Consider the following 22606-nt stretch of genomic DNA (forward strand, 5'->3'; position numbering starts at 1 on the left):
AGGGCCATGCGGCGGCCCGCCGGAACCTTTCGTTTCCGGCGGGCCGCTCTCGTCAACTCGTCAACTTACCCGGGGCCGTGTCCCGCACGTAGGAATGTCATCCGCTCGCACGTCCCCGTGCCCTCGAGGGGGGTTCCGGTCCGGTGTTGCCTCACCTGCCGAAGAAGGCGTTGTGGATCGTGACCGTCGACCGGTTGTCACTCCTGTCGGTGACCACGGCCTGCAGTGAGATCGCCTTGCCCTTCTCCGGGGCGCGTACCGTGATCCTGCCCGCCACGACCGGAACGGACAGCCAGTTCGTGCCGTCGTACGACACGAGGACCCGAAGCGTCTTCAGGTTGGCGCCGGCCGCCGCGCCCTGCACCGTGACGGGGACGGTCTGGACGTCTCCTGCCGGGACGGTGGAGTCCCACGCGAGCTTCGGCAGGAAGCGGACCGTGGAGACCGGGAGTCCGGTCGCGCCTTCGGTGTGGGCCGAGTCGAAGGTCCACGAGGCGTCGATCCGGGTCCCGGCACGGTTGAACGCGGCGTTCCGGTGGATCGTGGTCGCCACCTTGTACGTGGCGGCTTCCGGCGGCAGTGTGAACGGCTCCTGGTCGAGGGCCGCATCCTTCCTCGTGTACAGCTCGCCGTTGCGGTGGATCGTGGTGCTCGCGCTCGCGTACCGGACGAACCCGGCATGGCCTGCCCCGTCACTGACCAGTGGAAACGCTCCACGGATCGTGTCGCCGTCGCGCACGATCCCTTCGTTCGCGTTCATCCGCGGGCCCAGGACACCGACGTTGAAGTTCTCGGTGTACGTCACCCCCGCGGTGAACCGCTGCGGCTCGCCGAGGTCGTACGCCGAGTCGAAGCCGCGGTAGCCTCCGGCGTCCGCCTCGCCCAGTACGCCGGCGACGATGTTCCAGGCGGCCCCTTCGGCCGTGGACACGTACACGTTGCGGGTTCCCGGTGCCGACTGCACGGAGTAGAGGGCTTCGACGCCGCCGCCGAAGTCCAGGATGCCGTGCGCCGCGAGCGCGCCGTCCACGCCGGGTACGGAGGACCCGATCCTCGCCTTCACCAGGGCCATGTCCTGGGCCGTGTACGTCTTGCTGTAGCCGGTGGCGAGCTCCCGGACCGGGCCGCCGGTGAGGACGTTGTACTCGGTGGTGTCCCGCTCCCAGTTCGCGGACCACTGCTGGGTGAGGGAGCCCTCGTCCATCGTGGGGCCCTGGTACGCGGTGCGCAGGTTGTCGAAGCTGCCGAACTCCCCCCCTTCGATGATGAAGGTCTCGGGCGTGTTCAGGGTGTACATCATTCCGGCACGCGTGGAGCGTGCGGTGGCGTCCGGCACCTTGATGGTCACGGGCCGCGTGGTCCGGGCGTCGAGAGTGACCGTGGTGGGACCGGTCACCGTGAGCTGCGGGTTGTGGATCAGATCGGCGCCCTTGCGCGGGGCCGTGGGGTCGACCAGCATGTCGGCGGCGAGGCTGTAGGTCCCGCGCGGCAGCCGTACCGTGGTGGAGCCCGACGACAGATCCGGGAAGAACCGCTGGTTCGCGGCGGAGTCGCGGTAGCCCTTCAGGTCGGCCTGCCAGGAGGTGCTGGCCGCACCGTCCCGTCCGATCGTCTTGAACGTGACGTCGTACGACTCGCTCTCCCGGTCCACCGCTGCCGCGGTGCGCACGCTCCGGCCACCTCCGGACGCGACGACCGTGGCGGAGTACGACCCGTCGACCGTCCCGCCGAGCCGGGTGTCGGCCGTCAGGTCCACCGCGGCCTCACCGCCCGCAGGGACCGTGATGCGCTGCGCCCCAAGGGTGAAGAACCCGGCCGGGGCGGGCTGCCCGTCGCCGCCGGTGGGCTCGGCCAGTGACAGGTCGAGCGTCACGTCGGCCGTGCCGTTGTTCCGGTACTTCACCTGCTTGGTCACCGGTGTGTCGTCGGTGTGGGGCCACTGCTGGGTGCCCAGGCTGAGCGAGCCCGGCTCGGAGACGAGTGTCTGGTCGATCGCCTGGTCGACGGCGAGCCGGCCCGAGCCCTGCTGGAAGACCGAGTGGGAGCCGCCCTTGGCCGAGCCCGTCAGGACGGACTTGATCTGTGCGCCCGTCCAGGAGGGGTTCTTCTGCTTGAGGATCGCGGCGGCGCCCGCGACGTGCGGGGTCGCCATCGATGTACCGCTCAGGCTGACGTATCCGGGAGGGTTCTGTGCCCCGGTGCCCGCCGCCGCAGCCGCCGTGATGTCCACGCCCGGCGCGGTCATGTCGGGCTTGACGGCGCCGTCCCCGGTGCGGGGCCCGACGCCGGAGAAGTCGGCGATTTGGTCGTCGTCGTCCACGGCGCCGACCGTCAGGGCCGCGTCGGCGCTGCCTGGCGACGCGATCGTGCCCCGGCCCGGCCCGCTGTTGCCTGCTGCTATCGCGAACAGGACACCCTTCTCTGCGGAGACCTTGTCGACCTGGGCTTCCAGCGGGTCGATCCCCAGGGTGTCGGGACCGCCCAGGCTCATGTTGATGACATCGGCGCCCTGGGCGACGGCCCAGTCGACACCCGCGAGGACGCTTGAGTCGTCACCGGAGCCACGGTCGTCCAGCACCTTGGCGTTGATCAGCTCGGCCCCGGGCGCCACGCCCCTGAACCGGGTGTCCTTGGTCCCCGCACCGGCCGCGACCGAGGCCACGTGGGTGCCGTGTCCGACCCGGTCACGGGCGTCGGGGGAGGCGCTGAAGTTCCGCTCCGCCACCACCCGGCCCGCCAGGTCCGGGTGGGTGGCGTCGATTCCGGTGTCGACGACGGCGATCTTCACGCCCTTGCCGTCGTACGAGCGGGCCCAGGCCGCCGGGGCGCCGATCCGGCCGGTGCTGCGGTCCAGCGTCGCCTTTCGTACGCCGTCCAGCCAGATCCGTGCGATACCGGCGGTCGTGGCCGCCGAACCGTCGCCCTGCTGCCGGGTCAGGGCGTCCCACAGAGAACCCGTGCTGTCGGTGACCCCGGCACTGGTGACGGCGTCGGCGTGGAGAGCCGACAGAGTCCGGCGGACCGTGGTGCCGTCGGCGGACCGCACCTCGGCGCGGGCGGTCTCGGCCGCCGGACCCCGGTAACCGACGATCACCTTGAGTCCGGCCCGGTTGGCCTTGCGGCTGTCCGGACGGGAGAGTCCGGTGATGTCGAACAGGCGCCGGTCCAGTGTGCCGTCGGCGATCAGCCGCCGGGCGTCGCGCGGCACGACGTAGGTGCGGCCCTGGTGGGTCTCGGTGAAGAAGGGAATGTCCTCCCGGCCCTTCGCCCGCTCGATGCCACCGACCCGGCCACGGGAGTCCACGTGGACCCGGTCGCCGGTGATCAGGGTGACGGTGTGCACGACCCTGCCGTCCGTCGTCACGTCCTTGGCGATGACGGGGGACGTCGTGTCCGGAACGCCGGTCTTCGCCGATACCGGGCCGGTCATGCCCGCGGTCAGGGCGACGGCGGCCGCAGCGGCGACGGCGTACGCCTTCTTTGATCGTCTACGCAAGATTGTCCCTGCTCAGGAGTGGATCGGGCGGGCGAAGGCCCGGCCCGCACGGGGACGCGTTCGGATACGCGTACGACCCCGGGCTCCGAAGTATTCAGGGGCCGTTCCGGCGCACTCAATGATCGTTGTGTAACAGCCGTGCGGAACGGCGACGCCGCCGGCCGAGCTCAGGTGCGGGCTCCGGCCGCGTCGACCGCCGCCCGTACGGTGGGATACACGCGCCTCAACTCCGCCCTGGCTTCGGCCGTGCGCAACACATCCCTCACCTGTCCCGTGTCGCGGGCGAGCAGGAGCCGGACCCCGAGGGTCTCGAGTTCTTCGGCCAGGTCGTCGAGCATGTGCACCGCGCTGACGTCGATGAAGGGCACCGTCTCGGCGTCGAGCACGACCGCCGTCACCTCCTTCCGCGCGGCAGCCCCTCGGACCTCGGACCGGATGCGCTCGGCGTTGGCGAAGTAGATGCCGGCCTCGACGCGCAGCACGGCCACACCCGGGATCCGGTGGCTCCCGGGGTGTCTGTCGAGCGCGGCGAAGTGCCCCTCCCCGGGCATGCGGCCCAGCTCGCTGATGTGCGGGCGCGAGGAGCGGTAGAGCAGCAGGAGCAGGGAGACCCCGATGCCGATGAACAGGCCGGGCAACGTGTCGAACGCCATCACGCCGAGCATCGCCGCGATCGCGGCGAGGAAATCGGGCCGCGCGGCGACGCCGTAGGCCTGGCCGAGCCTGCGGGTGAAGACGCGGTGGAGAGAGACCAGCGAGGGGATGTCGACCAGCTCGACCACCGCCGCGATCACCACGCCCGCGAGTACGGCCTCGGGGAGCTTCTCGAAGAGGCCGGTGAGGAAGAGGAGGGTGACCACGGTCAGGGCGGCCGCGAAGATGCCCGAGAGCTGGGTACGCGCGCCCGCCGACCAGTTGACGGCGGTCTTGGAAAGGCTGCCGTTGACGACCATGCCGCTGGACAGACCGGCGCCCAGGCCGGCGGCCCCGAGCCCGATCAACTCGCTGTCGGCGTCGACCTCGTACCGGCCGCGGGAGGCGTAGTTCCTCGCTGCTCCGAGCCCCTCGGCGAAGGCGACGAGCAGCACGCCGACGCTCCCGGCGGCAAGGTCGCCGAGTTCGTCGAGCGAGACGTCGGGAAAGCCGAACGAGGGCAGGCCGGCCTCGACGGAGCCGACGACCTGGACACCATGATTCTCCAGGCCGAAGACCGCCGCCGCCGCGGTTCCCAGCGCCACCGCGATGAGGGAGGCGGGCGTCCTCGGGGCGACCCGCTTGAGGACGAGGATGAGTACGAGGCTCCCGACACCGACCAGGACGGTGAGGCCGCTGGTTCCTCCGAGGTGTGTGATCAGGGCCCGGATCTTCTCGAAGACGTTCCCGGACCCGCCCTCGACACCGAAGAGCTTCGGCAACTGACCGGCGATGATCGTCAGTGCCAGGCCGACGATGAAGCCCTTCAGCACGGGCTCGGAGATGAAGTTGGCGAGGTATCCGAGGCGCAGCAGTCCCGCCAGGAGCGCCGCCAGGCCCACCGTGAGGGCCAGCGCCGCCGTCATCGCGGTGAAGTGGGCGCTCGAACCGCCCGCGACGCCTCCGACGACCGCCGCCGAGAGCGCCGCCGTCGCCGCCATCGGCCCGACGACCAGATGCCTGGAACTACCGAGGGCGGCGTAGAGGAGCAGAGCCGCGGGGGCGGCGTAGAGGCCGACCACCGGCGATCGTCGCGTAGGCGAGCGCCTCGGGCACGAGCACCGCCCACACGGTCATCCCTGCCAGCACGTCCCGGCCCAACCACCGCCGCCGGTAACCCCGCAGTGAGGGGAACAGCCAGTGCATGTCCACCCTCACGCGGAGAGATCACTGACGGCGTCGCCCACCAACTTCGCGGCGAAGAGCAGGCAGATCACGGCCATGATCGCCGTGTTGTTCCGCTCCATCCAGAGCTTGAGACCGTCGAGGATGTGCTTCGAGCGCTCCTTGAGGACGAAGTAGAGCACGACCGGCGTTCCGGGCCCGAGCGCCCCGAGCACCACGTAGACCCCCAGTGCCACAGCCTGTGCGCCGGCGGAGGTGTCCGTGCGCGCGATCGCCGACGCCGCAGCGATCGAGAGCAGCAGGTTCTTCGGGTTGATCGAGGACAGTGCCATCCCCAGTGCCAGCGCCTTGACCGGGGTGAACGAGTCGACCGTCTTCATCCACTTCGGCAACGTCACCTCCTCGTCGCCGCGCGGCCGGCCGCGCCACTCCTTCACTGCCACCCACAGCAGCAGGACGCCGAGTGCCAGGTCGAGCGCGCTGACCCAGTCGGCCGGCCGGCCCTGGTCGCCCGGGCCGGCGCCGCCGGAGACCAGCAGCACGATCGTGCCGACCAGGGCCAGGCCGAGGGCCCAGCCCAGGAGCAGCGCAGGCCCGTTGGAGCGCGCCCTGGGGGTGGCGAGCATCAGCACCACGCCGATGATCGGGAACGCACTCAGCGCCACGGCGACACCGTAGGGCAGAATCTGACCGATCGCCTCACCCACGGCCGCCTGCCTCACGCCGGTTCGATCTCGCCGGGCCGCCAGCTCTTGTCGAACCAGCCTTCGAGGGGCCCGTAGAGCCGTACCATCGCGAACCATCCCTTGCCCGGTACGGTTTGGACCCAGTTCGCCTCCTTGCCCTGCGGCGCGGTCGGGCCGAAGTGGATGACCGTGTCGCCGTTGCTCTCGGACCGGACGTCTTCCGAGAGGCTGTTGACGCTGGGGTAGGGGTGGTCCGTGCGCAGCAGCGACCGGGTCTGGGGGTCGTAGACGTTGACGGCCCAGAAGTTCTTCACCGGGATGCCGCTCGGCAGGGTGAGCGTGTACTTCCTTCCGCCGTCGAGCCACTCGCCCGTGGAATCCTCCGCCGTGTAGGCGTACTGCGACCCGGCGCCGACGGCGGCCGTCACCATCGCGGGCGAGGCGGCGGCGGCGAAGTAGTAGAACACCGCCCGGGAGTCCAGCAGGCGGGCGCCCTCCGCCGACAGGAACTCGTAACTGTGCGTAGGGAAAGGGGTCTTCCACGATCGGTCCGGATAGTGGTAGAAGCCCGGGTCGCGTGGCTTGAAGGCCAGTGTCCGTACGAGCCCGGAGGCGGTCCTGGCGGCGGCGTCGAGGATGGCGCGCATGCGGTCGTCCGGCCGGAAGGGCTTGCCGGGCCGGATGCCGAGTGCGGCGAGCTGACCGGCACGCTCGGGATCGAGCGACTCGGGCGGCTCCGCCTGGACGATGGTGTCGATCTCCTCGAAAAAGGAGAAGTCGTTCGGGTGGACGGTGTTGAAGTCGGATTCCGCCCAGTTGACGAAACGCTGCTCGGGTGGGTCCGCCGCGTCCGCGAGCGGGTAGATCCGCGCCGTGAGCAGGCTCTCCGTGCCCCCCAGCGCCCGCAGCAGCACCCAGGAGGCGTACGTCGCCGGCCGCACGACGAAGTATCCGTCGGGAACGTCGCCCTCGTGGCCCGGAGGCAGGAAGAGGTACCTGCCTCCTTCTCCCTTGTCGGGCCCGGCGATGCCCATGTCGGTGACGTAGCGCTGCCACATGTCGTTGACGATGCACAGCGAGTTCCCCGGCGCCTCGATCACGGTGGGCCCGTCCTCGTCGAGCGCCAGGAAGGTCATCCCGTAGGTGGTTTCCGTGTTGCCCGTGAGCAGCACCGGTGCGGAGGTGCATCGCGGGGCGGTGTAGCCGATCGTGCGGGAGTCGATGCCGAGGCTTCTCAGCCCGCGTCGCATCGCCACCATGGAGGCACCGGGTACGCAGTTGAGGAACGCCTCGATCCCGCGCAGCAGGTCCAGCGTGTCGTAGCTTCGGGTGACCGAGTCGGGCAGGGGCATGCCGTCGAAGAAGTCCATCGCTCCGAAGACCGTCTGGAGCCGGTCCGGGCAGGTGATCGAAGCGAGGGCCTCGGGCGATGTGCCGGGGCTGGGGGCGTCACTGACGTGAGGCACTGGCTTCCTCCTGAGTGGGTCGTACCGTGTGAACCGCGTTCCAGTCCTTCTTGACCCTGACCATGGATCCGCTCCGCTCGGTGAGTCCGCCGAGGACGAACGCCGTCTGCACCGGCGCGGGCTTCTCGACCCACCGGATGCCGTCGTTGCCGAACACGGCGACCCGGCCCATCGGCGGAACGTAGCCCGGAGACCCTTCCGCCGCCGCGGACGTCACGCACTCGACGATCGCCCGCTTCGCGGGACCGTCGTTCCGACTCCCTGGCGGGGTCGTGCCCATGGCCACCTCGGATGTCCGGACCGTGACGCTCTGGGATCACCGCGCGAGGTCACTCCACCGACTCGATCTCGCCCGGCCGCCAGGTCTTGTCGAAGAAGGGCTGCAGGGGACTGTAGAGCCGCAGGACCACGAACCATCCCTTGCCCGGTGTGGTCTGGATCCAGTTGCCTTCCGGCACGCCGTCGGGCCGGTCGGGCCCGAAGTGCACCGTGGTCGAGCCGTCCCCCTGGGGGACCGCCGCCGGGGTCGGGTAGCCCTGGCTTCCCGCCCGTGGGAACCGTTGCGGCGTGTCGAGCATCGACCGCGTCTGGTTGTCGTAGACGGTGACCGACCAGAACCGGGCGGCGGGAATGTCCGGCGGCAGCACCAGCCGGTAGCGCCTGGCGCCGTCGAGGGGCCGGTCCTCCCGGTCCGCGAACGAGAACAGGTACTGCGAGCCGACACCGGTCAGCCGCGTGGCGAACGTCGGGCTGATGCCCACGGCCAGGTACCACCACCAGGACCGCAGGTTCAGCTTCCGGGCGCCGCTGACCGGACGAGGCTCGACGCCGCGTTCGGTGACGTCCGCGGGCGGGGTCATGAAGTCGTAGCCGGACGCGAGCAGGCCGTTGACCCACTGGGAGGAGGTCCCGTAGAAGTGCGCCCCCTCGGCCGGGCGCGGACGGCAGGCGAGCGTACGGGCGGTGGCGTTGCCGACCGCGGCCGCCTCGGTGAGGATCTTCCGCATCCGTTCGTCCGGCTCGAAGGGCTTGCCCTTGACGATCCCGACCGCGGCCAGCGGACCGGCGATCTCCGGATCGAGTGCCTCGGCCGGCTGATCCTGCACCAGCTCGTTCGCGAGGTCGAAGTACGTCTCGTCCGCGGGCGGGACCATGTTCACCGGCAGTCCGGACGCCTCGACGAAACGCGGCGGATCGGGCCGGTGCAACGCGGCGCTCCAGGTCTCCGCGGTCCACGGCAGCGGCGGGGCCGTGCCGCCGGTGACGATCTCCCCGATGCTGGTCCCGTACTGGCCCGGCACGTAGCGATGGATGCGCAGGCGCTCCTTGATGCGCTCGACGGCGGGTGTCGGGTCGCCGCCCTCCAGGAACGCCCGCCCGGCCAGGATGAGCCGCGTGGTGAGGACCCGGTGGGTGAAGAACCCGCCTTCGGGGAGCGGGCCCTGGTAGCCCGGCGGTACGAAGAGGTAGGCGCCGCCGGTTCCGCGGTCAGGTCCGGGCATGCCCGGGTCGACGACCCAGCGGAACCACAGGTCGTTCACGAAGCTGAGAGTGAGGGGCGGCATCTCCACCACCACCGGCCCCTCGGTCAGGTCGAGGAAGCTCAGGAAGTAGACGGTGTCGGCGTTTCCGGTCAGCACCAGCGATGCGGAGTCCATGAACTCCGAGAAGAGCAGAACGTCGTGGTCCTCGACCCCTGCCTCCAGGAAGCCCTTGCGGGCCGCCCACACGTTGACGCCGGAGTAGGCGTCGAGGAACGCGCGAACGCCGTCCAGATGGTCCAGATGGTCGTAGAGGCGGTCGGCGGTCTCGTCGGTGGGCACACCCAACGGGAATCGCAGAGTGCCCAGGTGCGTCTCGACCTGTTCGGGGGTCGAGATCGACTCCAGGACCTGGGAGGAGAGCTGCTCGGCTCGCTGCACGGAATCTCTCCGTTCTCGGGAAAGCGCGTCCATTGGACTATGAGCCGACCCCCTCGCGGCCACCACTGCACGTGGGCCGGTGGAGGGCATCGAGGCCGGGCGGGCGGTGGCTCGGCGTGCACCGGCCCCGCGCACCGGCTCTCGCGCACGGTTCCCGCCAGGAAGAAGCCGTGATCCCGGCGTTCGTAGCTCGGAGCCCCGGACCTGGCGGAGGCCGGACAGCGGGCTCTCCTGGCCGGGGCCAAGGCCAGGACCAGGGCCCCGGAAGCACACCCCGGCAACCAGCCAGGAACCGGCAACCACTCCCCCGTTCCCATGTGCTTGCTCAACCAGGTATCTTGTATCGCATGGAACCAGGCGACTCGACCAAGCAGGCCAGGGCAGCGGCCCAGCTACGCAAGGGCGTGCTGGAGTACTGCGTACTCGCCCTGATGCGGGACCGTCCCCGGTACGGCGTGGAACTCCTCCACGCTCTGGAGGACTCCGGTGCCCTGGCAACCAGCCAGGGCACGGTGTACCCGCTGCTCTCCCGGCTCCGCCGCGACGACCTGGTCACCACCACCTGGCAGGAATCCACCTCCGGGCCGCCCCGCCGCTACTACGCGCTCACCGACAGCGGGCGTGCCGCGCTCGACGAGTTCGCCCGCGTCTGGCCCGGCTTCCGCGACGCCGTCGACGCCTTCCTGACCACTCCCCATCCCTCACCCGGAGACCTCGCATGAAGACCTCTTCCGATCCCGTACGCGACTACCTCTCCGCGGTCGAGCGCGAGGGATCCGCGCTGCCTGCCGACCGCCGCCAGGAACTACTGGCCGACCTCGCCGAACACATCGAGGTGACGCGCGCCGAACGCCCCGACGCGGCGATCGGCGAGATCCTCGCCGAGCTCGGTGACCCCCGCACGATCGCGGCGACGGCGCTGGCCGAGGCGGGGAGCACCACCGGCGCGGCTGCGGGCCCCGGCGATACCGGCACACCGGCCCGGCGGGGCAAGGTGCACCCCTTGGTCCCGCTCCTGATGCTCACCCTCTCGCTGCCCTTCATGATGGTCTTCCCCGACCTCCCCGGTCCGCTGTTCGGTGTCCTGTTCCGCGTCACCGGCGCGGTACTCCTGTGCACTTCGGTCCACTGGACCACCGTCCAGAAGACCAGCGGTGTACTGCTGACCGCCGTCCTGCCGACCGCCGTCATCACCACCTGGAACCTCGCGGGCGGCCCGGCCGGCACTCCGTCCCTCGTGGCCAACCTGCTCACGCTGGTCCTGCTGGCCGGCACGGCGGTGTGGCTCTGGCGGACCCGCCGCGTCTGAGAGACCTGGTCGCGGCACACCGTTCCGGGCCGGGGGCTTGTCAGCCGGATCGCCCCGTACCGGGCGGGCGTACATCGCGATGTTGCGGGCCATGGGGGCGCGGGTCGCTGTCACCGACCCGTTCCTGTCGGAGGTGGACGCCGCGGAGCTCGGTGTGGAGTCCGTCCCTCTGGACACACCGCTGTCGCGCAGCCGGATCGTGGCCGTGCACGCGCCGGTGACCGAACGGACCCACCGGATGATCGGCGCCGGACAGCTGGCGCTGATGCCCGACGGGGCGGGCTTGGTGAACACGGCCAGGTCGTGGCTGGTCGACGAGGAGGCACACTGCTCGCCGAACTGCGGTCGGGCGGCTCGATGCGGCGATCGACGTGTTCGACGCGGAGCCGCTGCCGCGGGACCACCCGTTCCGTGCCCTGCCGAACGTGCTGCTGACGCCCCATCAGGCGGCGGGTAGCGTCGAGTGCCGGCAGCGGCTCGGTGCCAGTGCGGCCGGCGAGGTGCTGCGCCTGCTGGCCGGGCGGCCCCCCGTTCACGCGGTCACCGTGGACGCGCCGACCCGCCTGCACTGAGCCGCGCCCGCCGGAACCATCTACACCGCGGACATGATCTTCAGCGTGGCGCACCCGGTGCACCATCTGTCGCAGTATCTGGTTACTGGAGCCCGGAGACGTCATCAACACCGGTACTCCGCAGGGCGTGGCGCCGTCCGGCCGCTTCCCGTGCCTGAGGCCGGACGGCGTGATGGTTTCCCCTGTTGACGCCATACCCTAGGGGGGTATGCTGACTTTCCGGGAGTCGCCGCTTCCCGAGCGGCTCGCGTCCTCAGGAAGGCATGCCATGAACACGGGCCTGAAGATCACGGCGTTCGCCGCCGCGCTCGCCGCGACGTTCGGCACGGCGTACGGCGTCGGCAAGGGCGTCGATCCCCTCGTCGGGGGCGAGAAGACCGCGGCACACGAGGGTCACGGGCCGGGCGAAGAGACGCCCGCCGAAGGGCACGGACAGGACGGGGATCAAGCCGCTCCGGTCGGCGGGCTGCAAGTCTCCGAAGGCGGCTACACGCTCGCGCTGGAAACCTCCCGGGTCACCGGCGGGAAATCCACGCGGCTCCGCTTCTCCATCCAGGACGCCGACGGACGCAAGGTCACGGCTTACCGGCGCGAGCACGGCAAGGAGTTGCACTTCATCGTCGCCTCGCGGGATCTGACCGTCTACCGCCACCTGCACCCGGCGCGCGCCGCCGACGGCACCTGGACCACGTCCGCGGACCTGCCCACCGCCGGGGCCTACCGGGCCTTCGCCGACTTCGAGCCCGCCGTGAAGGACGCCGAGAGCGTGACACTCGGAGCCGACCTCGCCGTGTCGGGGGCCTACGCTCCCGCCGCGGTGCCCGCCCCCGCCGCCACCGCGAAGGTGGACGGCTACGAGGTCACCCTGGCCGGAGGCCTGCGTCCCGGACGGAGCGGCCGGCTCGGACTGACGGTCACCAGGAGCGGCAAGCCCGTCACCGACCTCGAACCGTACCTCGGCGCGTACGGCCACCTCGTCGCCCTGCGCTCGGGCGACCTCGCCTACCTGCACGTCCACCCCGACGGCGAACCCGGCGACGGCACCACGAAGCCCGGCCCGCGCGTCTCCTTCACCGCGACCGCGCCGAGCGTGGGCACCTACCGGCTCTTCCTCGACTTCCGGCACGAGGGCAAGGTCCACACCGCCGCGTTCACGGTCGAGGCGGGAAAAGCGGCCGTGAACGCCGAGCCGGCCGAGGATGCGGAGGAACACGAGAAGGCCGGCCACGGACACTGACCGGACGCGTGCGGCTGCGGCTGCGAACGCCGCGCCCGGACGACATCGCCGCGCACCCGGAGACGCGACACCTGAGGCGCCCCCATCTCACCCCGCATCGCGACGCGGACTCGGCGGCATTGACACCCGTGGTTAATAAGATTAGCTTTTGGCTAACGCGATTCGCTGGAAGCTAACGTGATTAACCTACCGAGATCGAGGATGCCATGACCGAGTACCTTGCCGTCGACGGCGGCACACTCGCTTACGAGGTGACGGGGTCCGGCCCCCTGATCGTTCTCGCGCACGGCATGGGCGACAGCCGCGCCGCGTACCGTGCCGTGGTCCCGCCGCTGGCAGCGGCCGGCTATCGGGTCGCCACCGTCGATCTGCGCGGATGCGGCGAGTCCGACGCCGACTGGAAGACCTGGAGCCGCACCGCACTCGCCGGCGACCTGCTCGCCGTGATCCGCCACCTGGGCGGCCCGGCCGTGCTCGTCGGTCACTCGGTCTCCGGTGGCGCCGCCACGATCGCTGCGGCGCAGGAGCCCTCCCTGGTCTCCGCGGTCGTCGAGCTGGCGCCGTTCACCCGCAAGCAGTCCGTCCGCCTCGGCGACCTGCGGGTGAAACGCTATCGGCAGGGGATGCTGCGGCTGCTCGGCACCGCCGCGTTCGGCAGCGTTCGCCTCTGGCGCTCCTACCTCGACCTGGCCTACCCCGGTGTGAAGCCCGCCGACTGGGCGGAGCGGCTCGCCCGCTTCGACTCCCTGCTGCGCGAGCCGGGCCGGATGAAGGCCATGCGGGGCATGGGAGGCAGCGCCCCGACCGACGCGGGTGCGCAGCTGGGCAGCGTCCGCTGTCCGGTCCTGGTCGTGATGGGCACACTCGACCCCGACTGGGCCGACCCGCACGCCGAGGGTTCGGCGGTCGTCGACGCCCTGCCGGCCGGCCGCGGACGCCTCGAGATGATCGAGGGCGCCGGACACTACCCTCACGACCAGTTCCCCGACCAGGTGGTTTCCCTGGTGCTCGCCTTCCTCCGGTCGGAGCCCGCTCGTGCCTAGGGCCGGTCTGGACCCGGCGGCCGTGGTCGCCGCCGGCGCGGCCCTCGCCGACGAGGTGGGCCTCCCCCAGCTGACGATGGGGCTGCTGGCCGAGCGGCTGGGCGTGCGCACCCCGTCCCTGTACAAGCACGTGGCCGGCCAGGCGGACCTGAACCGGCGCATCGCCGCGCTGGCGTTGGGCGAGGCCGCCGACGCCGTGGGCGGCGCGGTCCAGGGATACGCGGGCCGCGACGCCCTGGCCGCTGCGGCCCGAGCCTTCCGCGCGTTCGTCCTGGAGCACCCCGGTCGGTACGCCGCGACGATCGGCATGGAGCCGGCCGGCCCGGACGATCCGCTGGCCACCGCCGGCCGGCGGCTGCTCGACGCGTTCATGGCTGTCCTGCGTGGCTACGAGGTAGCGGAGCCCGACCTGGACCACGCCCTGCGCATGCTGCGCAGCCTCTGCCACGGATTCGCCACGCTCCAGGCGGCCCACGGCTTCCAGTGGAGCGCCGATGTCGACGAGAGCTTCGAGTGGCTGATCGACTTCGCCGACCGGGGCCTGCGCGCCGTCCGGCCGTGACGGTCGTCTCAGCCCTGACGGTCGTGCCGTCGGCGCCCGGGGCGAGTGGGACAGAGGTGGCAGACCTGGGTCACGACCCGGTGGGGCTGACCCAGGGGGAATGAGGTCCCCCGGAGCGCGCGGAGCGGGCGCCCGGGCCAGGACCTGACGAGAACCTTCGGACTCATGCGGCCGGCCATGCGCTGGTGGGCAGCCCGGCACACCGTCCAGACCGTCAGCGAAGTCGAAGATCTGCACGGGACCGGTCCGCCGGCCGGACGGTGTGACGGAGGAAGCTGCCGAAGCCGATCGGGGCCCCGTCGTACTACGGCCGCCGGCGCGGCTGATGATGCCGCCAGGAGCGGACGGCGCCGAGGACCTGCCAGGCGGGCAGGTGGCCGACCCCTCCAGGGCCAGGTCCGTGCCGTACCCGCCGGTCAGCTCACGGACCCGGATGGTGCCGGTGATCGGCCGGAGGGCCGTCACCCGAGTGGCGGCGCTCGGGGAAGTGCCGGAGGTCCGAGCGGCTGATCCTGGCACCATGAGCCGAAAAGACACCCCACGGCGTCCCAGCGACCCGGCCCATGGCCGCAGGGGCGGCGAGCGCGGTTCCGTACTGACGCCCTCGCGTATCACCACGCTGGTGCTGGCGGCCCTGGCCATCGTCCTCATCGCCGAGAACACCCAGGAGATCAGGATCCGGCTGGTGATTCCCGTCGTCACCATGCCCCAGTACCTGGCACTCCTGCTCATGTTCGTGCTCGGCTGCCTGTGCGGCGCTCTCCTGCTGTACAGCATGAGGAACAGGCGGAGCAGGCGCGCCTGAGGGCTGTCCCGCACCTCCCGACAAGGCGAGCGGGGTCAGCAGTCACGGCACCTCGCCGCGTGCTGCGGGACCGTCCCCGCACCGGCCGTCGTCATCCCCGACTCGGGACCGTCGGTGCCGCGCCCGCTGCCCGTGGCGTCGGGACGGCGCAGGCGGTGCCCGTGGGGACCGGGTTGGCGGATCTCGGCGACGCGATCGAGCAGTACTGATCGAGCAGTACCACGCCGATCGATGGGTCACCGGCATCCTCGCCGACCTCGACACCGCCACCGGTGTGCTCACCCGGCCGGGGCGGCGGTCATTGCGCGGTGGTCTCGCCGGTGATCAGGTCGGTCACCGCCGTGAGACCGCCGTCCACCAGTGCCCGTCGCTGGCGGTCGGCCGGTGTTCCCTGGCGGAGGAGCCGGTGGACGAGTGCGGTGACTTCTCGGGTGTCACCGGCCGCGTCGACGGAAGGCGTGATGTGCTCCATCAGGCGCGCGACCGCGTCTCCGGCACTGATGCGCTCCCCCGTCGCCGTGATCAGGTGTCCACTGAGCCCGTGCCGCGCGGCCTGCCAGGTCGCGGCCCGGAGCACCTCCGGGTGGCTGCCGGGCGCGGGCGTTCCCGCCGCCGCCTCCTGGACGGCCGTGGCCACGAGTGCGCGCACGATCCCGGCGAACATGACGGCTTCGTCCGCCCTGAGCTGGACGTCGCAGCACCGTACTTCGACGGTGGGGTAGCGGTCGGAGAGCCTGGCCTGCCAGTACAACTGCCCCGTGTCGCCGATGATCCCGCTCCGCAGGAGCGTCTCGATCCGCCCGGCTTCGTCCGCGGCGTCCCGGAAGGCGGGCGGCGGGCCGCTGACGGGCCAACGATCGAAGATCACCGTGCGCCAGCTGGCGAACCCCGTGTCCTGCCCGTCCCACAGCGGCGAGTTCGCCGACATGGCGACAAGGACGGGGAGCCAGCCCCGCAGCCGGTTCAGCACGGCCACACCGACCTCACGGTCCGGTACGGACGCGTGCACGTGCATGCCGTTGACCAACTGCTCGGCCACCAGCTGGGGTGCCTGCGACCGCATGGCCCGGTAACGCGCCTCCGCGGTCACGGGAGCGGAGGAGGCACCTCTGAGGGGCGGGGTGCCGCAGGCCGCGAGCCGGCACCCCTGCGCTTCGGCCGCGGCAGCGAGGGCGAGCCGGAGGCGCAGCAGATGGCCTCCGACCTCCTGCAGCTCCTCGCAGACGGGCGTGGCCGCCTCGACCTGCACCTGCAGGAGCTCCGTCCGCAGTTCGTCCTCGCCGAGGATCGCCGTCGTTCCCGCGGCGGCCCGCACCTGCTCCCCCGCGGCGACCGGCAGCCCGGTCTCGGCGTCGAGCAGCAGGTATTCCTCTTCCACTCCGATGGTGACCGGTTCCATCGGGTCAGTGTCAGGTCTCGTCCCACAGGATCGGCGCGCGACACGGCTGTTCCGGGCGGGTGCGCTGAGCGGCCGGTGTTCTCGCTGCTGGTCCGGCCGAGGATCCGGCACGCCGCAGCCGGGTGACGGTGGCCACCCACCGCGCCCGCCACCGGACAAGGCCGCCCCACCGCGCCTGCGGGCCCGAACCGGAGCGGTGTGTGACGGCCGCCCGTATGTGCGCCGACGCCGGTTTCGACAGGCTGGTCATGCAGAACGCGGGGCCGGACCCCGAGGGGTTCCTCGACTTCCTCCGGCGCGGACTCGACCAGCCGCTGGGTCGCCTGCGCCCCTCCGCCGGCACGTGCCGACCGCACGGATGCCGCACGCCGACCGCGGGCACCGTGACGCTCCGGCGCGGGGTGCCGGCCACAGCGGTGTCACCCGCCCGGCATCGACGCGCCGGCCGCCTTCTTCACCAGGGCCCCGAGCGTCGGGTGCCGCGCGACACGCACGCTCCGTGCCGAGGGCACGCCTCGGCGCGGAGGGGCGGTGGAGCACCGGCTGCCCGGGGGCACACGCGACGGCCCGGGAATCACCGGGCCTGGACGCCACCGGACGTGCTGTTCGACCGGGGGTGGGAGCGCAGTTCCTCGTTGATGCGGTGGGCTTCCTCGAGCTGCTCCTCGAGAAGGACGATGCGGCAGGCGGCTTCGATCTGCGTGCCGGAGTCCACCAGTTCCCGCGCCCGCGCGGCGATGCGCAGCTGGTGGCGGGAGTATCGGCGGTGGCCGCCTTCGGAACGCAGCGGCGTGATCAGGCCGTTGTCGCCGAGGGCGCGGAGGAAGCCGGGGGCGGTGCCGAGCATGTCGGCGGCCCGGCCCATCGTGTAGGCGGGATAGTGATCGTCGTCCAGGGGGTGGGCGGGATGGGCACTGCGAGGGGGCACAGACCTATTCTTCCGGGGACGCATCGAGGGGCCCGAGTGCCGAACGGCACCCGGGCCCCGAGCTTTCAACACCATCTGCCGGCGGTTCTCACCGGCTTACTCTCTGTCCGCTGCTCCGCCTCGGGGGCGGAAGTGCGGGGATCGCGAATGCGTGACCGGGGACCACCTTCCGTTCTGGGGCCTGCGGTACCCGGGCGGTCTGTGCGCTGCCCGGGCCATCCTGATGGCGTGTGCTCCTTACCTCGTTGTTCGATCGGTTGCGCTTGTGGTTCCGGCGGCACTTCCGGTGCGCCCCCTGGGGACGCTCGGCCCGGCAGCCAGTGAGGGGACCCACCGTTTCCGGCCCCGCCGCTCCGCTGCCGTTCCGCATGTCACTCGATCCGCCGACACGGCAGTTCGTGTCTGCCGCGCCTTGAAGATTTCTTGGCTACGAGGAAGACGCTAGTCCGCGCAGACGTCAATGTCTACCTTCACCGCGACAGATTTTCTCTGGGGCAAGGAGGTGAGGTTCTTCCTCATGGACGCCCGGAAGAGCGAGCCCGGGGAGTGATGCCCCGTCCCGGCGGGCACACGCCGAGAACGGCCATAACCGAAAAGGACGGGGTGTTAAGCATGATCGAGACCACGACCACGGTCCCGGCCGCATCCTCATACCGCGTCGCCGTCCGGGACGACACACCGGCGGGTATCGCACGCGCCCGGGACGCGGCGCGGGCTTTCGCCGAGAGTATCGAGCTGCGGCCGACCGCCGAGACGGCGCAGACTCTCACCCTGCTGGTATCCGAACTGACCACCAACGCGCTGCGCCACGGGGGAGGCCGCTTCACCCTGCGGCTCGGCACCACCGCGGACGCCGTTCACATCGCGGTCAGCGACCCGAGCCCCCTCGCGCCACGCGAGCGGGCACCGGACCTCAACGGCGGCACCGGTGGCTGCGGCTGGCACATGATCCGCCGCCTCGCCTCCGGCGTGGCCGTCACCGGGGGCCCCGACGGCGGGAAGACCATCCACGTCCGTCTGCCGCGCTGACGGCCACGGCTACGGCTACGGGCCGCCCGCCCGCTCACCGGCGGGTACCGGCCCCCTGCGGGCGCCCGAAGAGCAGGTCGTAGCCTCCGGGGAGCTGGAGCAGGAGCTCGTTCGTCAGCTCGTCGCCGGCGGTGTCGGCGACGACACTGAGCACGGCGCTGACGTCCCAGGCGGCGGTCTGTTCGGTCGCCCCTTCGATCCACGCCGCGGTGGCCCGGACGAACCGTTCCGGCGGGAGCGGTTCGTGGGCCTGCAGGGGGTTGAGCAGCACCAGGGCGAACGTCTCGGGGAGCCGGGCCGCCAGCTCGGACCGCACCTGTCCCACCAGATGGGCCCCGAGCAGGGCGAGCACGACGCGGGAGGCCCGTTCGGCCTCGTCCTTGGAACGGTATGCACCCCGGTCCTGCACTGCTGACAGGAACGCGTCCCATTGCACAGACACAGCTTCCTCCTCTTCGGTCACGCGCCGCGACCCGGCGGTCCGCCGGGGGCGACGCTCAGGTCGCACTCCTCGCCCGCCTCCCGGCCGTCACCCGTGAGAGTCCCCCGTGAGGGCGTCGAGCTGGGCGACGATGTCGGGGTGTGATGCGGCCAGGTAGGGGCGGGTGGCCCGCAGCGGGCCGATGAGCACCGTCGGGTCGTCGTGGGCGAGGGCCGCGTCCAGGTGGCCGACAGGGCCCCTGGCGGTCGCCGGGAGGTCGGCGAGAGTCGCGATCTGCCCGGCGAGCCGACGCAGGCCGGCGGCGTTGTCCCGGGCCCGGGCGGTGAGGCTCCGGTCGGCCGCACGGCGCTCTCTGGTGGCTTGCACGCGCTGTTCGCCGGTGGTGCCGGCGGGACCGGGGCGGTTCCGCAGATAGCGGCGCTCGGCGGCCTGGCGGCTCGCGACCCCGAGGGGGTGCGCGAGCTCCGCCCAGCTGGCTCCCGCGTGGCGGGCCGTCTCGATGAGCCCCGTCTCCCATCCCGCGAGCTGCTCGCGGAGCTCGCGCAGGAGCAGCAGGGAAGCCAGAGCCCGCTCCGCCCCCGTGCGCCCGCCGGACTCGTCGGCGTCAGCGCGCCCAGCGGCGCGGACGGCGACCTCGATGGCCTCCAGGGCTGCCGCGGCGGCCAGGAAGGGGGACGGTCCCTGCCCTTCCGCCGTACGGGAGATCGGCTGGTCAGCTGCTGTCACGGCGCACCCTCCCCGTGTTGTCGTCCATTCGATGACTGCTCGCTTGTCATCCATTGGATGACATGTTACAACGAAATCAGTGAAGCGCATTGGCAGCAACTGCCCGAACCCTTTGGAGGTGTTTCATGATGTTGATGCGCACCGACCCCTTCCGTGAGCTCGACCGGCTCGCCCAGCAGCTGACCAGCTCCGGCACGTGGACACGGCCGTCCGCGATGGCGATGGACGCCTATCGCGAGGGCGACGAGTACGTCGTGGCATTCGACCTTCCGGGCGTGCCCCCGGACGCGATCGACATCGACGTCGAGCGGAACATGCTGACGGTCAAGGCCGAACGCAGGCCGACTCCGAAGGCGGAGGACGTGCAGATGGAGCTCTCGGAGAGGCCTCTGGGCGTCTTCTCCCGCCAGATCGTGCTGGCCGACACGCTGGACACCGAGCACATCGCGGCGGATTACGACGCGGGCGTCCTGACCCTGCGCATTCCGATCGCCGAGCGCGCCAAGCCCCGGAAGATCACCGTCGGCGGCTCCTCCCAGAAGCAGATCTTCGGCTGACCCGGAGCCCCGCCGCAGGACGGCGGTCCGGACGCACAGATGCGGGGCGGCGGCGGGGGCGGGGGCGGCGAGCGGCCTGCCCCGTCCGTCGCCGCCTCCGGGGCCCCACTCCGCAGCCGGACCGCCGTGCTCTCCTGCCGGCTCCCGGTCTCCGCCGACCGGAAAGCACGGGGTGATGACGCACCGCGAGACCGGGATACGGAGCCCGGCCGCCCCGATCCGCCACCCCGGCCCGCGTGGCCCCGGCGGCGGATCCGAGGGCCGGGTCCCGCACGCCGCGTCCGCACCCGACTCTGCCGCACCCAACCCTGCCGCAGCCAGCCCCTGCCGTGCCCGGCAAGGCCTTGCCAGGCCCACATCTGCCCACTTCCCTCATTCCGAGAAAGGCGACAACCGCAGCGATGTCCATCCAGCGTGAGGCGGTCCGGCCCGTGCCCGCGATGACGTTCGACCAGGTGCTCGAGAAGGTGCGTTACGACGGCGCCTATCCCACCAGGGAGCGGGCCGAAGAGGCGGTCCGCCTGGTTCTCGCCGGGCTGGGGCGGCAGCTGACCGGCGAGGAACGCGTCGACCTGGCCGCCCGCCTGCCCGTGGAGGCGGCCCGCGTCCTCACGGCCGAGATCCCGGACCTCGAGCCCCTCACCGGATGGGGCTTCGTCAAGGACCTCGCCACCCGTTCGGGCGCCACCCTGGCCACCACCCGCTGGGACACCGGGTCCGTCCTTGCCACCGTCGCCGACCTCGCCGGCCCCGAACTCATGACACGTGTCCTGCGCAGGCTCCCTCCGGGCTACGCACTCCTCTTCGGGCGCGCCGAGCTCACCCAGGCGGCCTGATACGCGGTGCCGGGTGCCGTGTCCCGGACGCTGTCACGCCCGGGACTCGGCACCCGGCGCGGTCCGGTGCACGTCCCCGCACCGGCGGGTTTCTTTCGGCGCGAGGGGATACCCGGACTGCATGAACCATGACGACGCGCAGCGACGGAAGCACGAGGAAGGCTCCCTCACGGAGAGCCACCGGGCGGGCGGCGGGACCGAACCGCCGCCCGGGGCCGGCGCCGGGCCCAGCCGGAGGACGGAGGAGGCCGCCCCGGACAAGCCGACCGACCTGCCGAAGAAGTCCTTCGGCCACGTGCTCCGCCGCACCCTCAAGGAGTTCAAGGACGACGAGCTGACCGATCGCGCCGCGGCTCTGACGTACTACGGCGTGCTCGCGTTCTTCCCCGCCCTGCTGGCGCTCGTCTCGCTGCTGGGCCTCGCGGGGCAGAGTGCGACGAAGACGGTCCTCGACAACATCCAGAAGCTGGCCCCCGGGGCAGCCCGCGACGTCATCACCAACGCCGTCACCCAGCTCCAGGGCAGCTCCGGCACCGGCACGGCCCTGGCGATCGTCGGCTTCCTGGGCGCGATCTGGTCCGCCTCCGGCTACGTGGCCGCGTTCATCCGCTCGTCCAACGCCGTCTACGACCTGCCCGAGGGCCGCCCCGCCTGGAAGGTGCTGCCCGTCCGCGTCGGGGTGACCGTGGCCCTGATGGTCATGGCCTGCGTGAGCGCGCTCATCGTCATCCTCTCGGGAGGAATCGCCCGGCAGCTCGGCACGGCGCTCGGTGTCGGGGACACCGCTATGACGGTCTGGTCGATCGCCAAATGGCCGGTCCTGGTCATCCTGGTCACCCTCATGATCGCCCTGCTGTACTGGGCCGCCCCGAACGTGGAGGGCCGCGGCTTCCGGTGGGTCACTCCCGGCAGCTTCATCGCCGTGGTGATCTGGCTCGTGGCCTCCGCCGGCTTCGCGGTCTACGTGGCCAACTTCGGCTCCTACAACAAGACGTACGGAGCCCTCGCCGGGGTGATCATCTTTCTGGTGTGGCTGTGGATCACCAATCTCGCCATCCTCCTCGGCCTCGAACTCGACGCCGAACTCGCCCGGGAGCGGGCCATCGCCGGCGGCCACCCGAAGGAGTCCGAGCCGTACGTCCGACCGCGCGACACCCGCAAGTGGACCGACGAGGACCGGCGACGGCTCGACTGACGAGGTCGAGCGGTGACGACGGCACCCTGCCACAACGGCCCAGGAAGCACAGCCGCCACAGCCGTATCGTCCGGCCCAGAAAACGCGGCCGGGCCGTCGATTCCGCCGGACGGTCACACCATCTTCACCTCGCACCGCGCTACCTCCGCTCCGTCCGGCAACCCGGACAGAAAGCGCCGGGACAGAGGGGACGCACCTGCCGTGTTGGTCGTAGCACTGCTCATGCCGCCATTCCTGCTCGTCCTCCTCCTGCTGTTGGACGGCTACGAGGAGCGTCTCCTGGGACCCACCGGCCCGCCCCGCCACGCTCGGAAACGTCACCTGCGCCTGGTACTGCCTCCGACGCGGTCCGGAGCACCGGCCAGGGCCGCTGCGAGCCGGCCGGACCGCACCGCCGACCGCGCCGCCTGACGCGCCCCGGGGCCAACCTGGCGGAACCGCTGATGTCCGCCGGCGGAGCGCCCCGCCGGCGGTTCGGTCCTGGCGTGTCGTGGAGGCACCACAGGCCTCCCGCCCTATGCTCCGTGCGATGGCGCCGCGGCCGGTCCCCTGGCAGGCGCGTCACCACGCTTCCCCCT

General features: G+C 71.5%; 22 protein-coding genes. 12 read left to right on the forward strand and 10 right to left on the reverse strand.

Features of this window, described 5'->3' with window-relative positions; all coding sequences use genetic code 11:
- Positions 1 to 151 precede the first annotated feature (151 nt).
- The 6 genes from ACH4VO_RS10715 to ACH4VO_RS10740 form a co-directional block, all read right to left on the reverse strand.
- Complete coding sequence (locus tag ACH4VO_RS10715) at positions 152 to 3496, reverse strand: S8 family peptidase (RefSeq protein WP_360990723.1); 3345 nt, start codon at positions 3494 to 3496, stop codon at positions 152 to 154.
- Between the two features lie 167 nt (positions 3497 to 3663).
- Positions 3664 to 5211, reverse strand: a complete 1548-nt coding sequence (locus ACH4VO_RS10720; protein ID WP_360990720.1) for a SulP family inorganic anion transporter — start codon at positions 5209 to 5211, stop codon at positions 3664 to 3666.
- 132 nt (positions 5212 to 5343) lie between these two features.
- Positions 5344 to 6021, reverse strand: coding sequence for a GAP family protein (locus tag ACH4VO_RS10725; protein WP_360990718.1), 678 nt, complete (start codon positions 6019 to 6021; stop codon positions 5344 to 5346).
- A gap of 11 nt (positions 6022 to 6032) precedes the next feature.
- On the reverse strand, positions 6033 to 7466 hold the full coding sequence (locus ACH4VO_RS10730) for a DUF1254 domain-containing protein (protein WP_360990715.1): 1434 nt from the start codon (positions 7464 to 7466) through the stop codon (positions 6033 to 6035).
- Positions 7450 to 7638 carry a hypothetical protein gene (locus tag ACH4VO_RS10735; protein ID WP_360990712.1) on the reverse strand — a complete coding sequence of 63 codons (189 nt, stop codon included), beginning with the start codon at positions 7636 to 7638 and terminating at the stop codon, positions 7450 to 7452. Before ACH4VO_RS10735 ends, ACH4VO_RS10730 begins: the two co-directional genes overlap by 17 nt.
- Positions 7639 to 7795: 157 nt before the next feature.
- The gene (locus tag ACH4VO_RS10740) at positions 7796 to 9388 is read right to left on the reverse strand and encodes a DUF1254 domain-containing protein (protein WP_360990709.1); all 1593 of its coding nucleotides are present in this window, start codon (positions 9386 to 9388) and stop codon (positions 7796 to 7798) included.
- A gap of 347 nt (positions 9389 to 9735) precedes the next feature.
- Here ACH4VO_RS10740 and ACH4VO_RS10745 point away from each other — a divergent pair, with 347 nt between their 5' ends.
- From ACH4VO_RS10745 to ACH4VO_RS10780, 8 genes are all read left to right on the forward strand, one after another.
- The gene (locus ACH4VO_RS10745) at positions 9736 to 10110 is read left to right on the forward strand and encodes a PadR family transcriptional regulator (RefSeq protein WP_360990707.1); all 375 of its coding nucleotides are present in this window, start codon (positions 9736 to 9738) and stop codon (positions 10108 to 10110) included.
- A complete protein-coding gene (locus ACH4VO_RS10750) occupies positions 10107 to 10697 on the forward strand; it encodes an HAAS signaling domain-containing protein (RefSeq protein ID WP_360990705.1) in 591 nt (196 codons plus the stop codon). The genes ACH4VO_RS10745 and ACH4VO_RS10750 overlap by 4 nt, the downstream gene beginning before the upstream one ends.
- 91 nt (positions 10698 to 10788) lie before the next feature.
- A complete protein-coding gene (locus tag ACH4VO_RS10755) occupies positions 10789 to 11154 on the forward strand; it encodes an NAD(P)-dependent oxidoreductase (protein ID WP_398440918.1) in 366 nt (121 codons plus the stop codon).
- Positions 11069 to 11269 (forward strand): hypothetical protein, encoded by a 201-nt coding sequence (locus ACH4VO_RS10760; protein ID WP_360990702.1) that lies wholly within the window; start codon positions 11069 to 11071, stop codon positions 11267 to 11269. The genes ACH4VO_RS10755 and ACH4VO_RS10760 overlap by 86 nt, the downstream gene beginning before the upstream one ends.
- A gap of 268 nt (positions 11270 to 11537) precedes the next feature.
- Positions 11538 to 12506, forward strand: a complete 969-nt coding sequence (locus tag ACH4VO_RS10765) for a hypothetical protein (protein ID WP_360990700.1) — start codon at positions 11538 to 11540, stop codon at positions 12504 to 12506.
- Between the two features lie 206 nt (positions 12507 to 12712).
- Positions 12713 to 13549, forward strand: coding sequence for an alpha/beta hydrolase (locus ACH4VO_RS10770; RefSeq protein WP_360990697.1), 837 nt, complete (start codon positions 12713 to 12715; stop codon positions 13547 to 13549).
- 22 nt (positions 13550 to 13571) lie between these two features.
- The gene (locus ACH4VO_RS10775; RefSeq protein WP_360991015.1) at positions 13572 to 14111 is read left to right on the forward strand and encodes a TetR/AcrR family transcriptional regulator; all 540 of its coding nucleotides are present in this window, start codon (positions 13572 to 13574) and stop codon (positions 14109 to 14111) included.
- 520 nt (positions 14112 to 14631) lie between these two features.
- Entirely contained in the window at positions 14632 to 14916 is a 285-nt protein-coding gene (locus tag ACH4VO_RS10780; protein WP_360990694.1) for a lipopolysaccharide assembly protein LapA domain-containing protein, read from the forward strand.
- A 298-nt stretch (positions 14917 to 15214) separates the two neighbouring features.
- Here the strand turns inward: ACH4VO_RS10780 and ACH4VO_RS10785 are convergent, their stop codons facing one another.
- Both ACH4VO_RS10785 and ACH4VO_RS10790 read right to left on the reverse strand, forming a co-directional pair.
- Positions 15215 to 16315, reverse strand: coding sequence for a glutamate--cysteine ligase (locus ACH4VO_RS10785; protein ID WP_360990691.1), 1101 nt, complete (start codon positions 16313 to 16315; stop codon positions 15215 to 15217).
- 574 nt (positions 16316 to 16889) lie between these two features.
- Positions 16890 to 17243 carry a MerR family transcriptional regulator gene (locus tag ACH4VO_RS10790; protein ID WP_360990689.1) on the reverse strand — a complete coding sequence of 118 codons (354 nt, stop codon included), beginning with the start codon at positions 17241 to 17243 and terminating at the stop codon, positions 16890 to 16892.
- 612 nt (positions 17244 to 17855) lie between these two features.
- Here ACH4VO_RS10790 and ACH4VO_RS10795 point away from each other — a divergent pair.
- Complete coding sequence (locus tag ACH4VO_RS10795) at positions 17856 to 18272, forward strand: ATP-binding protein (RefSeq protein WP_360990686.1); 417 nt, start codon at positions 17856 to 17858, stop codon at positions 18270 to 18272.
- A 34-nt stretch (positions 18273 to 18306) separates the two neighbouring features.
- Here ACH4VO_RS10795 and ACH4VO_RS10800 read toward each other — a convergent pair whose 3' ends face one another.
- Positions 18307 to 18708, reverse strand: a complete 402-nt coding sequence (locus ACH4VO_RS10800) for a DUF2267 domain-containing protein (RefSeq protein WP_398440924.1) — start codon at positions 18706 to 18708, stop codon at positions 18307 to 18309.
- A gap of 93 nt (positions 18709 to 18801) precedes the next feature.
- Positions 18802 to 19440, reverse strand: a complete 639-nt coding sequence (locus ACH4VO_RS10805; protein ID WP_360990680.1) for a type III effector protein — start codon at positions 19438 to 19440, stop codon at positions 18802 to 18804.
- A 128-nt stretch (positions 19441 to 19568) separates the two neighbouring features.
- Between ACH4VO_RS10805 and ACH4VO_RS10810 the strand changes: the two genes are divergently transcribed.
- From ACH4VO_RS10810 to ACH4VO_RS10820, 3 genes are all read left to right on the forward strand, one after another.
- Positions 19569 to 19997, forward strand: a complete 429-nt coding sequence (locus ACH4VO_RS10810; protein WP_360991012.1) for an Hsp20/alpha crystallin family protein — start codon at positions 19569 to 19571, stop codon at positions 19995 to 19997.
- Positions 19998 to 20398: 401 nt separating this feature from the next.
- Positions 20399 to 20833, forward strand: a complete 435-nt coding sequence (locus tag ACH4VO_RS10815) for a DUF2267 domain-containing protein (RefSeq protein ID WP_360990677.1) — start codon at positions 20399 to 20401, stop codon at positions 20831 to 20833.
- A gap of 121 nt (positions 20834 to 20954) precedes the next feature.
- Positions 20955 to 22028 (forward strand): YihY/virulence factor BrkB family protein, encoded by a 1074-nt coding sequence (locus tag ACH4VO_RS10820; protein ID WP_360990675.1) that lies wholly within the window; start codon positions 20955 to 20957, stop codon positions 22026 to 22028.
- Positions 22029 to 22606: the final 578 nt, after the last annotated feature.

The sequence above is a fragment of the Streptomyces sp. NPDC020780 genome (genome assembly GCF_044334475.1).
In the GTDB taxonomy this organism is placed as follows: Bacteria; Actinomycetota; Actinomycetes; order Streptomycetales; family Streptomycetaceae; genus Streptomyces.

Bases quoted from the DNA above. Each gene is read 5' to 3' on its own strand.
- ACH4VO_RS10735 (WP_360990712.1), bottom strand. From the start codon at position 7,638: ATGGGCCGGGTCGCCGTGTTCGGCAACGACGGCATCCGGTGGGTCGAG.
- ACH4VO_RS10745 (WP_360990707.1), top strand. From the start codon at position 9,736: ATGGAACCAGGCGACTCGACCAAGCAGGCCAGGGCAGCGGCCCAGCTA.
- ACH4VO_RS10750 (WP_360990705.1), top strand. From the start codon at position 10,107: ATGAAGACCTCTTCCGATCCCGTACGCGACTACCTCTCCGCGGTCGAG.
- ACH4VO_RS10755 (WP_398440918.1), top strand. From the start codon at position 10,789: ATGGGGGCGCGGGTCGCTGTCACCGACCCGTTCCTGTCGGAGGTGGAC.
- ACH4VO_RS10765 (WP_360990700.1), top strand. From the start codon at position 11,538: ATGAACACGGGCCTGAAGATCACGGCGTTCGCCGCCGCGCTCGCCGCG.
- ACH4VO_RS10770 (WP_360990697.1), top strand. From the start codon at position 12,713: ATGACCGAGTACCTTGCCGTCGACGGCGGCACACTCGCTTACGAGGTG.
- ACH4VO_RS10780 (WP_360990694.1), top strand. From the start codon at position 14,632: ATGAGCCGAAAAGACACCCCACGGCGTCCCAGCGACCCGGCCCATGGC.
- ACH4VO_RS10785 (WP_360990691.1), bottom strand. From the start codon at position 16,315: ATGGAACCGGTCACCATCGGAGTGGAAGAGGAATACCTGCTGCTCGAC.
- ACH4VO_RS10795 (WP_360990686.1), top strand. From the start codon at position 17,856: ATGATCGAGACCACGACCACGGTCCCGGCCGCATCCTCATACCGCGTC.
- ACH4VO_RS10810 (WP_360991012.1), top strand. From the start codon at position 19,569: ATGTTGATGCGCACCGACCCCTTCCGTGAGCTCGACCGGCTCGCCCAG.
- ACH4VO_RS10815 (WP_360990677.1), top strand. From the start codon at position 20,399: ATGTCCATCCAGCGTGAGGCGGTCCGGCCCGTGCCCGCGATGACGTTC.
- ACH4VO_RS10820 (WP_360990675.1), top strand. From the start codon at position 20,955: ATGAACCATGACGACGCGCAGCGACGGAAGCACGAGGAAGGCTCCCTC.